The sequence below is a fragment of the Citrobacter sp. wls710 genome (assembly GCF_005281115.1).
Lineage (GTDB): Bacteria > Pseudomonadota > Gammaproteobacteria > Enterobacterales > Enterobacteriaceae > Citrobacter > Citrobacter werkmanii.
In genome coordinates this window covers 1-12,896 of the sequence record NZ_SZXD01000039.1, presented here as the reverse complement: position 1 = coordinate 12,896, position 12,896 = coordinate 1, and the positions used below count along the sequence as shown (strand labels likewise).

General features: G+C 51.3%; 12 protein-coding genes. 9 read left to right on the top strand and 3 right to left on the bottom strand.

The features are described from left to right. Window positions 1–72: 72 nt before the first annotated feature. The gene (locus FDX14_RS18365; protein ID WP_061382078.1) at window positions 73–327 is read left to right on the top strand and encodes a YkgJ family cysteine cluster protein; all 255 of its coding nucleotides are present in this window, start codon (window positions 73–75) and stop codon (window positions 325–327) included. On the opposite strand, the gene setB is transcribed toward FDX14_RS18365, so the two are convergent. Then, window positions 324–1,505, bottom strand: a complete 1,182-nt coding sequence (gene setB / locus FDX14_RS18360) for a sugar efflux transporter SetB (RefSeq protein ID WP_137350019.1) — start codon at window positions 1,503–1,505, stop codon at window positions 324–326. The genes FDX14_RS18365 and setB overlap by 4 nt on opposite strands. A 368-nt stretch (window positions 1,506–1,873) precedes the next feature. On the opposite strand from setB, the gene fruB reads away from it, so the two are divergent. From fruB to FDX14_RS18335, 4 genes are all read left to right on the top strand, one after another. Continuing rightward, complete coding sequence (fruB, locus tag FDX14_RS18350; RefSeq protein WP_137350018.1) at window positions 1,874–3,004, top strand: fused PTS fructose transporter subunit IIA/HPr protein; 1,131 nt, start codon at window positions 1,874–1,876, stop codon at window positions 3,002–3,004. After that, window positions 3,004–3,942: a 1-phosphofructokinase gene (gene fruK / locus FDX14_RS18345; RefSeq protein ID WP_006683781.1), complete on the top strand. Its 939-nt coding sequence runs from the start codon at window positions 3,004–3,006 to the stop codon at window positions 3,940–3,942. The genes fruB and fruK overlap by 1 nt, the downstream gene beginning before the upstream one ends. A 16-nt stretch (window positions 3,943–3,958) precedes the next feature. Further along, window positions 3,959–5,647 (top strand): PTS fructose transporter subunit IIBC, encoded by a 1,689-nt coding sequence (fruA, locus tag FDX14_RS18340; RefSeq protein WP_137350017.1) that lies wholly within the window; start codon window positions 3,959–3,961, stop codon window positions 5,645–5,647. 145 nt (window positions 5,648–5,792) lie between these two features. After that, entirely contained in the window at window positions 5,793–6,029 is a 237-nt protein-coding gene (locus FDX14_RS18335) for a YgdI/YgdR family lipoprotein (RefSeq protein WP_042307282.1), read from the top strand. Window positions 6,030–6,095: 66 nt separating this feature from the next. Here FDX14_RS18335 and FDX14_RS18330 read toward each other — a convergent pair whose 3' ends face one another. Both FDX14_RS18330 and cuyB read right to left on the bottom strand, forming a co-directional pair. Further along, window positions 6,096–7,394, bottom strand: a complete 1,299-nt coding sequence (locus FDX14_RS18330; protein WP_079223422.1) for an anaerobic C4-dicarboxylate transporter — start codon at window positions 7,392–7,394, stop codon at window positions 6,096–6,098. 73 nt (window positions 7,395–7,467) lie between these two features. Further along, a complete protein-coding gene (cuyB, locus tag FDX14_RS18325; RefSeq protein WP_042307286.1) occupies window positions 7,468–8,187 on the bottom strand; it encodes a cysteate racemase in 720 nt (239 codons plus the stop codon). 353 nt (window positions 8,188–8,540) lie between these two features. On the opposite strand from cuyB, the gene hypT reads away from it, so the two are divergent. The 4 genes from hypT to FDX14_RS18305 all read left to right on the top strand — a co-directional run. After that, a complete protein-coding gene (gene hypT, locus FDX14_RS18320) occupies window positions 8,541–9,452 on the top strand; it encodes a hypochlorite stress DNA-binding transcriptional regulator HypT (protein ID WP_079226151.1) in 912 nt (303 codons plus the stop codon). 303 nt (window positions 9,453–9,755) lie between these two features. Beyond that, the gene (locus FDX14_RS18315) at window positions 9,756–10,697 is read left to right on the top strand and encodes a pseudouridine kinase (RefSeq protein ID WP_042307288.1); all 942 of its coding nucleotides are present in this window, start codon (window positions 9,756–9,758) and stop codon (window positions 10,695–10,697) included. After that, on the top strand, window positions 10,685–11,620 hold the full coding sequence (locus FDX14_RS18310) for a pseudouridine-5'-phosphate glycosidase (protein WP_042307290.1): 936 nt from the start codon (window positions 10,685–10,687) through the stop codon (window positions 11,618–11,620). Before FDX14_RS18315 ends, FDX14_RS18310 begins: the two co-directional genes overlap by 13 nt. A 96-nt stretch (window positions 11,621–11,716) precedes the next feature. Then, window positions 11,717–12,896: NupC/NupG family nucleoside CNT transporter (locus tag FDX14_RS18305; RefSeq protein WP_137350016.1), on the top strand; the 1,180-nt coding region annotated here is incomplete at its 3' end.

Here is a 12,896-nt window from a genome sequence, read left to right as displayed (position 1 = left end):
TTGCTGGTGCAAAAAAGGTGTTACTGTGCGCTTCTCGCCCAATCCGATGGTTCACGATAAAGAGAATACTGTATGGAATGCCGTCCGGATTGTGGTGCATGCTGCACCGCGCCTTCAATCTCCAGTCCCATCCCCGGTATGCCTGATGGCAAGCCCGCTAATACGCCATGCGTTCAGTTGGATGAATCATTGCGCTGTAAAATTTTCGCTTCGCCGCTGCGGCCAAAAGTATGTGCCGGTTTGCAGCCCAGTGCGGAAATGTGTGGGAAGACGACGCACCAGGCCATGCTGTATCTTATTGAGCTTGAATCGCTGACCGCGCCTTAAACATCTTTTATGCGCGCCAGGCACACGACGGTGGCGACGATCATCACCAGCGCAAACCAGAACACTGCGTGATAATTCCAGATTTCAGCGGCAATACCGGCCAACGATCCGGCAATAATCCAGCCTACGCGAATGGTATTCGTATAAAGGGTCGTGGCTGAACCTGCTTGTCCTGGCATCAAATCCTGGAAATAGAGCATGCCAATCCCGCCAAGGATGCCGATATAAATCGCGTTCAGCAGCTGTAAACCAAGCAATACCGCCGGAGAGTGGGCCAACAGCATACCGGCATAAAAGAAAAAGCCGGCGACGACGGCAATTCGCATCAACAGTCGCTTGCCCAGACGCTTCGCAAAGTATCCGGCAATCAACATGGTCGGGATTTCCAGCCCGGCAGCGGTTCCCATCATGATACCCGCCAGTTTTTCCGGCAGATGCAGTTCATTGATAATAAACAGCGGCATATTAATGATATAGAGGCTATTGGTCCCCCACATTAATGTGCAGATAACAAAAAGGAGCAGCGTGTCGCGACGATTGCGCCGTGGCGCCTCCACCACGCCAGTGGCGAGAGGCACATTTTTACTCATCGACGGTAAGAACAGCCAAACCATTGCGCCGCAGACAATAAAAGCAACCGCCGCGCTGAGGTACATCACCGTGAAGCTAAATCCCATTGCCAGTGCGTAGGCCAGCGGCGGGCCAATTACCCAGGCCAGCGATACCTGCGCACGTAAAATTGAGCTGAACATGACCGCTTCCCGGCCTGTACGGTCGGCATGCTCGCGGGCGAGAGCAAACATTTGCGGGTTGGCGGTCGAACCAAAGCTGCTGAGGAAGACGCCGACAAACAGCAAAATAAAATAGTTGCGGTTCCAGGCAAACAGCACGCAGGCCAGCATGCCCAGCACACAACAGAAGACAATCAGGTTTTTGCGGTCGCCTTTTTTATCCGATCGCCCGGCCAGAAACTGACTCACCAGGATACCGATTACTGCGCTGCCGGTAAAAAAGAACCCGACCATACCGGGACGGGCATGGACTTCATCGGTCAGAAAAAGACTCAGCGTTGGTGTCTGCAAAGCGCCGGCGATACCCGTCAGAAATGCGACAAGCAGGAACGCCGCAGACGTTAAATCGAACGCCTTAGGTGTGGCGGCTACGGGGGTGTTATGCATGTTTTGATATCAATGATGTGAAGAGACGCGGAGTTTACGCTGCTTGCCAGAAAATAAACAGGTAGCCAAATCAAAATCGGCATCAAAAATCAAAATAGCATTTCAGTCAAAGAATGCTGTTTGCTGATGTTGCTGAATCTGACACGCTGATGCCATTTTTGCTTCAGCAATTTTATCTCTCCCCAGGAGAAAATGTGCGTTATCTCTAAATTCAGCAAGTAATTTGTCAACTTTACTTGTGTGCTGAAGAAAAAAGATCAAGACTTCTTGAAACGTTTCAGCGTCATCTTGCCATAACTGATGGAGTCAGGTGACGCCTTTTTTCTCATGTTGGCTGAATCGTTTCAATTCAGCGGGAGAGGAGAACCATGTTCCAGTTATCTGTTCAGGATATTCACCCGGGCGAACAGGCCGGGAATAAAGAAGAGGCTATTCGCCAGGTTGCCGCGGCCTTAGTGCAGGCGGGTAACGTTACGGAAGGCTACGTCGATGGCATGCTGGCGCGTGAACAACAAACGTCCACGTTTCTTGGCAACGGTATTGCTATTCCTCACGGGACGACGGACACGCGCGATCGGGTGCTGAAAACCGGTGTGCAGGTGTTTCAGTTCCCGCAGGGCGTGACCTGGGGCGAAGGGCAGGTCGCGTATGTGGCGATAGGTATTGCCGCCAGCTCTGATGAGCACCTCGGTTTACTGCGTCAGCTGACGCATGTGTTGAGTGATGACTCCGTTGCTGAACAGCTGAAATCAGCGACCACGGCGGAAGAGCTACGCGCGTTGCTGATGGGCGAAAAGCAGAGCGAACAATTAAAGCTTGATAACGAAACGCTGTCGCTGGACGTCGTTGCCAGCTCGCTGGTTACGCTGCAGGCGCTCAACGCCGCGCGGCTGAAAGAGGTCGGCGCGGTTGATGCCGCATTTGTCGCCAGAGCCATCAATGAGCAGCCGATGAATCTCGGTCAGGGTATCTGGCTGAATGACTGTGCTGAAGGCAACGTGCGCAGTGCCGTTGCGGTCAGTCGGGCAGAAACGGCGTTTGATGTCCAGGGGGAAGTGGCAGCCCTGCTGGTGACTGTCGCGATGAATGACGATCAACCGGTTGCAGTACTGAAGCGCCTTGGCGATCTGCTGCTGAACAATAAAGCTGACCGTTTGTTGAAAGCGGATGCGGCAACGGTACTGGCGCTGCTGACCAGCGATGACGCCTTAACTGATGATGTACTGAGCGCCGAATTTGTTGTGCGCAATGAGCATGGTTTGCACGCCCGTCCGGGCACCATGCTGGTGAATACGATTAAACAATTTAACAGTGAAATTACCGTGACAAATCTTGATGGAACCGGCAAACCGGCAAATGGACGCAGTCTGATGAAAGTTGTGGCATTAGGCGTGAAAAAAGGACATCACCTGCGCTTTACCGCCCAGGGCGAGGATGCTGAACAGGCGCTGAAAGCGATTGGCGAAGCCATCGCGGCAGGTCTTGGGGAGGGCGCGTAATGAGCAGACGTGTTGCTACTATCACCCTTAACCCGGCCTACGACCTGGTGGGTTTCTGCCCTGAAATTGAACGCGGCGAAGTGAATCTGGTGAAAACCACCGGCCTGCATGCGGCGGGGAAAGGGATTAATGTCGCTAAAGTCCTGAAAGATTTAGGTATCGATGTCACGGTGGGCGGTTTCCTGGGTAAAGACAACCAGGATGGTTTTCAGCAGTTGTTCAGCGAGCTGGGCATTGCCAACCGCTTTCAGGTTGTACAAGGGCGTACCCGTATCAACGTCAAGCTGACCGAAAAAGACGGTGAAGTCACCGACTTCAATTTCTCCGGCTTTGAAGTTACCCCTGCTGACTGGGAACGCTTTGTGAACGATTCGCTGAGCTGGCTGGGCCAGTTCGACATGGTGTGCGTTAGCGGTAGTTTGCCGACCGGCGTGAGCCCGGAAGCTTTCACCGACTGGATGACGCGTCTGCGCAGTCAGTGTCCGTGCATTATCTTTGATAGTAGTCGTGAAGCGTTGGTGGCAGGTCTGAAGGCGGCGCCGTGGCTGGTGAAGCCAAACCGTCGTGAACTGGAAATCTGGGCGGGTCGTAAACTGCCTGAAATGAAAGATGTGATTGATGCGGCGCATGCGCTGCGCGAGCAGGGTATTGCTCATGTGGTGATTTCACTCGGTGCGGAAGGCGCGCTGTGGGTTAACGCTTCGGGTGAGTGGATTGCTAAACCGCCGTCAGTTGAGGTGGTAAGCACCGTAGGCGCAGGTGATTCAATGGTTGGCGGTCTGATTTACGGCCTGCTGATGCGTGAGTCCAGCGAACATACCCTGCGTCTGGCGACGGCTGTTGCCGCCCTGGCGGTAAGCCAAAGTAACGTGGGCATTACCGATCGTCCTCAGTTGGCCGCAATGATGGCGCGTGTCGACTTAAAACCGTTTAACTGACAGCAGGAGAGGCATAATGAAAACGCTGCTGATTATTGACGCTAATCTCGGCCAGGCTCGCGCTTACATGGCGAAAACCCTGCTTGGAGCGGCGGCGCAAAAAGCGCATCTGGAAATTATTGATAATCCGAATGATGCAGAACTGGCGATTGTTCTGGGCGACACGCTTCCTGCCGACAGCTCGCTGAACGGCAAAAAAGTCTGGCTCGGCGATATCGGTCGTGCGGTTGCGCATCCTGAACTCTTCCTCAGCGAAGCGAAAGGCCATGCAAAACCTTACAGCGCCCCGGTTGCGACAGCGCCTGTGGCCAGCAGTGGTCCAAAACGTGTGGTGGCGGTGACGGCGTGTCCGACCGGCGTTGCCCATACGTTTATGGCTGCTGAAGCTATTGAAACAGAAGCGAAAAAACGTGGCTGGTGGGTGAAGGTTGAAACCCGTGGCTCGGTCGGGGCAGGCAATGCCATTACCCCGGAAGAGGTAGCTCAAGCGGATCTGGTGATTGTGGCGGCTGACATTGAAGTTGATCTGGCTAAGTTTGCCGGAAAACCAATGTACCGCACGTCTACTGGCCTGGCGCTGAAGAAAACGAAGCAGGAGCTGGACAAAGCGCTGGAAGAAGCTACGCCGTATCAGCCAACCGGCAAGGCGCAGTCTGCGGCAACCGAAGGTAAGAAAGAGAGCGCTGGCGCGTATCGTCACCTGCTGACGGGTGTGTCTTATATGCTGCCGATGGTGGTCGCTGGCGGTCTGTGTATTGCGCTCTCATTCGCCTTTGGTATTGAAGCGTTTAAAGAGCAGGGCACGCTGGCGGCGGCGCTGATGCAGATTGGCGGTGGTTCAGCCTTTGCGTTGATGGTGCCGGTTCTGGCGGGTTATATTGCATTTTCCATTGCTGACCGTCCGGGTCTGACGCCAGGTCTTATCGGCGGTATGCTGGCAGTGAGCACTGGTTCTGGCTTTATTGGCGGGATTATTGCCGGTTTTCTTGCCGGTTATGTGGCGAAGCTCATTAGTACCAGGCTGAAACTCCCGCAGAGCATGGAAGCGCTGAAACCGATTCTGATCATTCCACTGCTTTCAAGCCTGGTGGTGGGCCTGGCCATGATCTACCTGATCGGTAAACCGGTAGCGGGCATTCTGGAAGGTCTGACCCACTGGCTGCAAACCATGGGTACGGCGAATGCGGTACTGCTCGGTGCGATTCTTGGCGGCATGATGTGTACCGATATGGGCGGCCCGGTTAACAAAGCGGCGTATGCTTTCGGTGTAGGTCTGCTGAGTACGCAAACTTATGCGCCGATGGCTGCCATTATGGCTGCGGGGATGGTACCTCCGCTGGCGCTGGGTCTGGCAACGCTGGTTGCACGTCGTAAGTTCGACAAAGCCCAGCAGGAGGGCGGTAAAGCTGCGCTGGTGCTGGGTCTGTGCTTTATCACCGAAGGCGCAATCCCATTTGCCGCGCGTGACCCAATGCGCGTTCTGCCTTGCTGTATCGTTGGCGGCGCGATTACCGGTGCTCTCTCCATGGCGGTAGGTGCGAAGCTGATGGCGCCACACGGCGGTCTGTTTGTGCTGTTAATCCCTGGCGCAATTACGCCGGTGGTTGGCTATCTGCTGGCCATTATTGCCGGTACGCTGGTCGCCGGTCTCTCCTACGCGGTGCTGAAGCGCCCGGAAGCAGAGGTTGTGGCAAAGGCGGCCTGATTAAGAACTGAAATCCAGGGCAGAGAAATCTCTGCCCTTTTTTATGCATTAACCCTTACCGTTGCAGCATCGCCACAATAATCCATCCTGCCTTAAGCAAATTCGATAAAGTGCCTTTAAATCAAACTGGTCACGGAAATCGAATATGAAAAAAGCGCCCATTTTTGCTGTTCTGTCACTCGCTACGCTGCTGCTGACGGGGTGTTCAACTACCTGGGTGATGACAACAACGTCAGGTTCAACAATAGAGACGCAAGGCAAGCCTGAGCAAGACCCCGAGACAGGACTGACAAAATATGCTGACGCCTATGGCTATCACCGCGTGATTAAAAGCAGCGATGTGAAGCAAATAGATAAAGGTAAGACGGTATTGATGTGGTGAGTCGGGGCAGATGAGTAGAGAATCATTCAGGGGCGATATCTCTGTCGCGCCCCTGAATAAGACGGCTCAGGCAATCATTGGCGCGATGATGAAACCAAAAGCAACGCCAGCGACTATCCCACCCAGTCCCGGCAACATAAACGGGTGGTTTAAGACATACTTACCTACGCGCGTTGTCCCGGTGGTGTCGAACTCCATCGCCGCCAGTGAGGTCGGGTACGTTGGTAGAACAAATACGCCGGTCACAGCCACATAGGAAGCCAGAATAGCCCAGGTGGGAACGCCAAGTGCGACGGCAAGCGGGATAATCAACGGCGTGGTGGCCCCCTGCGAATAGAGCAGCGCGCAGGTGCCAAATAACACCAGAGCCAACAGCATCGGGTAGGCCTGCAGAATATTCCCCGCGATGTCCTTAATCTCCGCTAAGTGCGCGTCAATGAATGTGGTTCCCAGCGTAACAATACCGAGAATGACTGCCAGCGAACTCATCCCGGCGCGAAAAGTGGACGTCAGGACAATGGCATCTGTAGATGTTTTGCACAGCACCACCATCAGGCAAGCGGCAGCCAGCATGCAGATAATAATGATATCCCGCGTATTCATTGGGTTGCCAGCGTCAAACCCCGGACGTAACTGAGGGAATGCGGCAAGAATAACGATGAGCACCGTGGCCAGCATAAACAGGGCGACGGAAAGCCTTGCACCCGGCGTGATACTGTTTTGCCCTTCGTATTTACGCACCAGCCCTTTCTGCAGGCGTTCCAGATAGACCTCATCGTCTTCAAGCTCACATCCCTGGCGCGAAGCGATGAATGCGCCAACCATCGCGGCAACAAACGAGGCTGGCAGACATACGGCCATAACCTGGATAAAGCTGATGCCGTTACCTTCCATGATGGTCAGCATTGCGGCCATTGCGGCGCTGATCGGCGAGCCGGATATCGCTACCTGGGATGCCACTACGGAACCAGCGAGCGTACGAGAAGGGCGGATACCCGACTCTTTCGCAACTTCTGCAATCACCGGCAGGGTTGAAAATACAATGAAACCTGTTCCCGCCATTATGGTCATCGACCAGGTGATAATCGGTGCAATGACATTGATATATTTAGGATTACGACGCATAAAATTGCCGGCAATGCGTACCAGATAATCCATGCCTCCGGCTGCCTGTAGCGCTGATGCCGCCACAACCACCGTCATAATAATAAGAATGACGTCCACAGGCGGTGAGCCAATTTTTAGATCAAATCCCAGGGTTAAAATAGCCAGCCCCAGCCCACCGCATAAACCGATACCAATTCCGCCGAGGCGGATACCGAAAAATATTGCGCCCAATACTACGATAATTTCCAACCAAAGCATAATGGCCTCCGCCAGATAATAATTTGCTATAAGAATGGCTTTTATTAAATGTGATGATTAAATGGTTGTTTTTTTATTGCGCCAGCAGGTGGCTTTTTCCAACGCGTTTTTCATACCACTTGATTCCGGCACGAACTAACGAACCGGTTGAATCAATATATTTGGCTGGTGATTTCTTGATAGCTTCAGCAAGGATTACGGGAACTTCAGTACATCCCAGAACGATGACTTCCGCGCCGCGTGAGAAAAGTGCTTCAGCCTGTTCATTCATTAATTTTTGTGCTTGCTTAACATCGCCAGCTTTCAGGCAATAAATGCTTTCCATTACTTTTTCCTGGCTGGAGGAATCAGGGCTGACGCAGGTTAACCCCAGAGATTCTATCCCTTTTTGGTAGAGACCCATGTACAACGTGGCGTTGGTGGCAAGCAATCCGATGCGCGATTTTCCGCAGTTTCTAACCTCACTCAGGGTTGTCTCCACAATACTGAGCAACTCTGTATGACAGGATTCTTTTAACTCTTTAAACCAAAAGTGGGCGGTATTACACGGGATCACAATACACTCTGCGCCAGCATCTTCGAGTTTATGCATATAATCGCGCATGGCCGGAAGAGGGGAATTACCATGACGCATTAATGCGTCAGTTCGGTCTGGTATATCAGGAATAGATGAAATAATTAATGGGATATGTTCCTGATCGCGTTGCGCTGCGGTAAATGTGACGAATTTATTAAATAGATCGACGGTTGCAGCAGGTCCCATACCACCAAGAACGCCAATTAAACCTTTCACGATATATACCTCATTTCACCGTTAAATAATATTCAGGCTGTGTTTTGTCTTGCCCTAATGTTTAACAGCAGAGCGTTGCGAGGAGAAATGCAATAATGTTTGTCTTAATGCAAAAACTGCATGACTGTAGTTTTTTACGCCATCCTATGGGGTTAGGATAGCGTGGCAAGCCTGAAGTTCTGCAAGCAGAGTAGGGTTGTGGCTGAAGGGTGACGCTGACATGTTAATGTCAAAAACGAAGGTTTGATGCAAAAAACGAATCATCGTGGGCTGATCGTCAATATCATCTCTGGAATTCTTCAGGCATGATGTTTTTAGGCTCATCAACATATTTAAACATCCGTGTGACAGGTATGAAAAATATTGAGACAAAATGGTTATATGATTTTCTGACGCTGGAGGCATGCCGTCATTTTTCCCAGGCTGCGGAGGAGCGCAATATATCTCAGCCGGCATTTAGCCGGAGGATCAAAGCGCTCGAATCAGCCGTGGGGGTGCAGCTGTTTGATCGCACGACGACACCGCTACAACTCACGGAGGAGGGTAAGTTATTCCATTCGCAAACGCGTAGCCTGCTACAACAGCTGGAATGTAATCTGGACGAACTCAGTGGTCACAATCTGCTTGGGGTACCCAATATAAAAATCGCGGCAGCGCATTCTTTGTCGCTGACCATGTTGCCCCGGTTAGTGCATTCAATGGCGGCCTGGGGGGAAGAATTTGTCTGGCACGTCGAGGCGATTGATGTGGTGCAAGCGGTGAATACCCTGCGCGAGGGGAAAAGTGATTTTATTATCTCGTTTCGTGATGAAGATTTAATGCAGTCACCTTTCTGTGGCTTGAAGGTTTTTGAGTCTGAGCTTTATCCCGTCTGTGCCACCGATGGTCAGGGGAACGCGTTGTTTGATATCTATCAGCCGCAGGCGCCGATTCTGAACTATACCAGCACATCCTACATGGGAAGATTGGTAAACCGTCAGTTGGCGGAAGTAGGCGGCATTTCAGCACGTACGTTGTTTATGTCTTCGATGAGTGAGTTGTTGAAAAACATGGCGCTGGATGGGCATGGCATCGCTTGGCTACCAGCGTGGTCGATTGTCAACGAGCTGCGCGATAAGCGTCTGGTGCGTCTGGAGACACCTGAGCTGATGGTGCCAATTCAGGCCTATATTTACCGGATGGACACGCGATTGAATAAAACGGCTGAACATTTCTGGCGTATTTTGTACAACCATATGCCAGAGGACCTGGTTTCGCTTACCTGAGACGCGCCAGCTTGCCAGGCGCATCTGAAAAATCTCCGGTTATGCCGGAGTTATACTTTTTAGTCTGCTTAATTTGTGTACTGCCTCTCATTTCCTCTCTCCCTTACAAACTGTATCTATAAAAAATTGTGATTCTGTTCATATCTATTGGTTTTAGATCTTGCAGATGGGTTTACTTTGTCAAAAACCTGCTTACTATAAACACATGTTCGATATTGAACATATGCTCTAATAATTTTGTGTGTGGCGGTGGTTATTCTTAACGAACTCATTAGTGGCAAGATAATTGCCAGGGGACGTGCTATGCGTGAAAAGGAATACATAGTAACTATTGGCTCTGCCAATATGGATGTTGCTGGGTATTCGCATGCTTCTCTAAATTATGCGGATTCGAATCCAGGAAAGATAAAATTCACCCCCGGCGGAGTTGGACGCAACATTGCACATAATCTCGCGCTGCTGGGTAAAAATTCGTGGTTACTGACTGCGGTTGGTAATGATTTTTATGGTCAATCGTTATTGGCGCAAACTAATCTATCCGGAGTACATGTTGATAAGTGTCTTATCGTTCCCGGAGAGAATACATCGAGTTATTTATCTCTGCTTGATAACACCGGTGAAATGCTGGTTGCCATTAATGATATGAGTATCACTGAACATATTTCACCGGGTTTTTTATCGCAGCAGCATGATTTTATTCGGCAGGCGAAAGTTATCGTCGCCGATTGCAATATCAGCGAAGATGCCCTGGCATGGGTACTGGAAAATGCCGGAGATGTTCCGGTGTTTGTCGACCCGGTATCGGCATGGAAGTGCGTCAAAATTCGTGAGCGGCTTGGACAAATTCACACCCTCAAACCTAACCGGCTTGAAGCCGAAACGCTGAGCGGTATTGCGCTTTCCGGGCGTGATGATGTTGGCAAAGTTGCCGCCTGGTTTCACGATCGCGGCTTAAATCGCCTGGTGCTCAGTATGGGCGGTGATGGAGTTTATTACAGTGATATTGCGGGGGATTGCGGTTGGTCGCTGCCGATTAAAACTCACGTCATTAATGTTACCGGGGCTGGCGATGCGATGATGGCGGGACTGGCTTCCTGCTGGGTAGACGGCATGCCCTTTATTGATTCGGTTCGATTTGCGCAGGGTTGTTCATCAATGGCGTTAGCCTGTGAATATACCAATAACCCTGATTTGTCTGTTGCGAATGTTATCTCAATCGTGGAGAACACAGAATGTCTGAATTAACTCTTTCCTCTGAATTATTACAAATATCTCCAGAAGTACAGGAAGCATTAAACGGTAAAAAACCGATTGTTGCCCTCGAATCAACCATTATTTCTCATGGTATGCCATTTCCGCAGAATGCCCAGACCGCTATTGAAGTCGAAGAAACTATTCGTAAACATGGGGCAGTTCCTGCGACCATTGCCATTATTGGCGGGGTAATGAAAGTTGGTTTAAGCAAAGATGAAATTGAGTTGCTTGGGAGAGAGGGACATAGCGTTACTAAAGTCAGTCGTCGTGATTTACCATTTGTGGTTGCTGCAGGAAAAAATGGTGCGACGACAGTTGCCTCAACCATGATTATTGCCTCCCTGGCTGGAATTAAAGTATTTGCAACGGGCGGGATTGGTGGTGTTCATCGTGGTGCTGAACATACCTTTGATATTTCCGCGGATCTGCAAGAACTGGCGCATACCAATGTCACGGTAATTTGTGCCGGCGCGAAATCTATTCTTGATCTCGGTTTAACGACCGAATATTTAGAAACCTTTGGCGTGCCGTTAATTGGATATCAGACCAACGCGTTGCCGGCATTTTTCTGCCGAACCAGTCCGTTTGAGGTCAGTATTCGTTTGGACAGCGCAAAAGAGATTGCCCGTGCCATGGCGGTGAAATGGCAGACAGGTCTCGATGGCGGTCTGGTTGTTGCAAACCCAATCCCAGAGCAGTTTGCGATGGCTGAAGAGAAAATTAATGCGGCAATCGATCGGGCGGTAAAAGAAGCGGAAGAGCAGGGTGTTGTGGGCAAAGAGAGTACGCCGTTCCTGCTGGCGCGCGTTGCGGAGCTGACCGGTGGTGACAGCCTGAAATCAAATATTCAGCTGGTGTTCAACAACGCGGTACTGGCTTGTGAAATTGCGAAGGAGTATCAACGCCTCGCCTGACCAAATTTTCCGGGCAGAATGCGGTCGCCCGCGAATATCAAACCTACCAAAACCTGGCGGTAACGCCGGGTTTCCTGGCATGAAGGGAATTTCATTATGGATATAATGAGAAGTGTTGTGGGTATGGTGGTATTACTGACTATCGCGTTTCTGCTGTCAGTAAATAAAAAGCGTATTAGTCTGCGTACGGTCGGGGCAGCACTGGTGCTGCAAATTGCAATCGGCGGCATTATGCTCTATTTCCCTCCGGGGAAATGGCTGGTTGAACAGGCCGCGCTCGGTGTCCACAAGGTGATGTCATACAGTGACGCGGGTAGTGCATTTATCTTTGGCTCCCTGGTCGGGCCAAAAATGGATGTGCTGTTTGACGGAGCCGGGTTTATCTTCGCCTTTCGGGTGCTCCCGGCCATCATTTTTGTGACCGCGCTGATCAGTCTACTCTACTACATTGGCGTGATGGGGCTGTTGATCCGCATCCTTGGCGGTATTTTCCAGAAAGCGCTGAACATCAGTAAGATCGAGTCATTTGTCGCAGTAACGACGATTTTCCTCGGGCAAAACGAGATCCCGGCGATCGTCAAACCGTTTATTGACCGGCTGAATCGCAATGAGCTGTTTACCGCTATTTGTAGCGGGATGGCCTCGATTGCTGGCTCAATGATGATTGGTTACGCTGGAATGGGCGTTCCGATTGACTATTTGCTGGCGGCATCGTTGATGGCAATCCCTGGCGGTATTTTGTTCGCGCGTATGCTGAGTCCGGCAACTGAAGAATCACGCGTCACCTTTGAGAACCTTTCATTTACCGAAACGCCGCCGAAAAGCATCATCGAAGCAGCGGCGAGCGGGGCGATGACCGGGCTGAAAATTGCCGCAGGCGTGGCGACGGTAGTAATGGCATTTGTTGCCATTATCGCGCTGATTAACGGCATTATCGGCGGAATTGGTGGTTGGTTTGGTTTTGGTCATGCCACCCTAGAAGGGATCTTTGGCTATGTGTTAGCCCCGCTGGCGTGGATTATGGGCGTGGACTGGAGCGATGCGACGCTGGCAGGTAGCCTGATTGGTCAAAAGCTGGCAATCAACGAGTTTGTCGCCTATCTCAACTTCTCGCCGTATTTGCAAACTGGCGGGGCACTGGATGTGAAGACCATTGCGATTATTTCGTTTGCGCTGTGCGGGTTTGCTAACTTTGGTTCGATTGGCGTTGTTGTAGGCGCATTTTCGGCGATAGCGCCACAGCGTGCTCCGGAAATCGCGCAGCTTGGAATGCGCG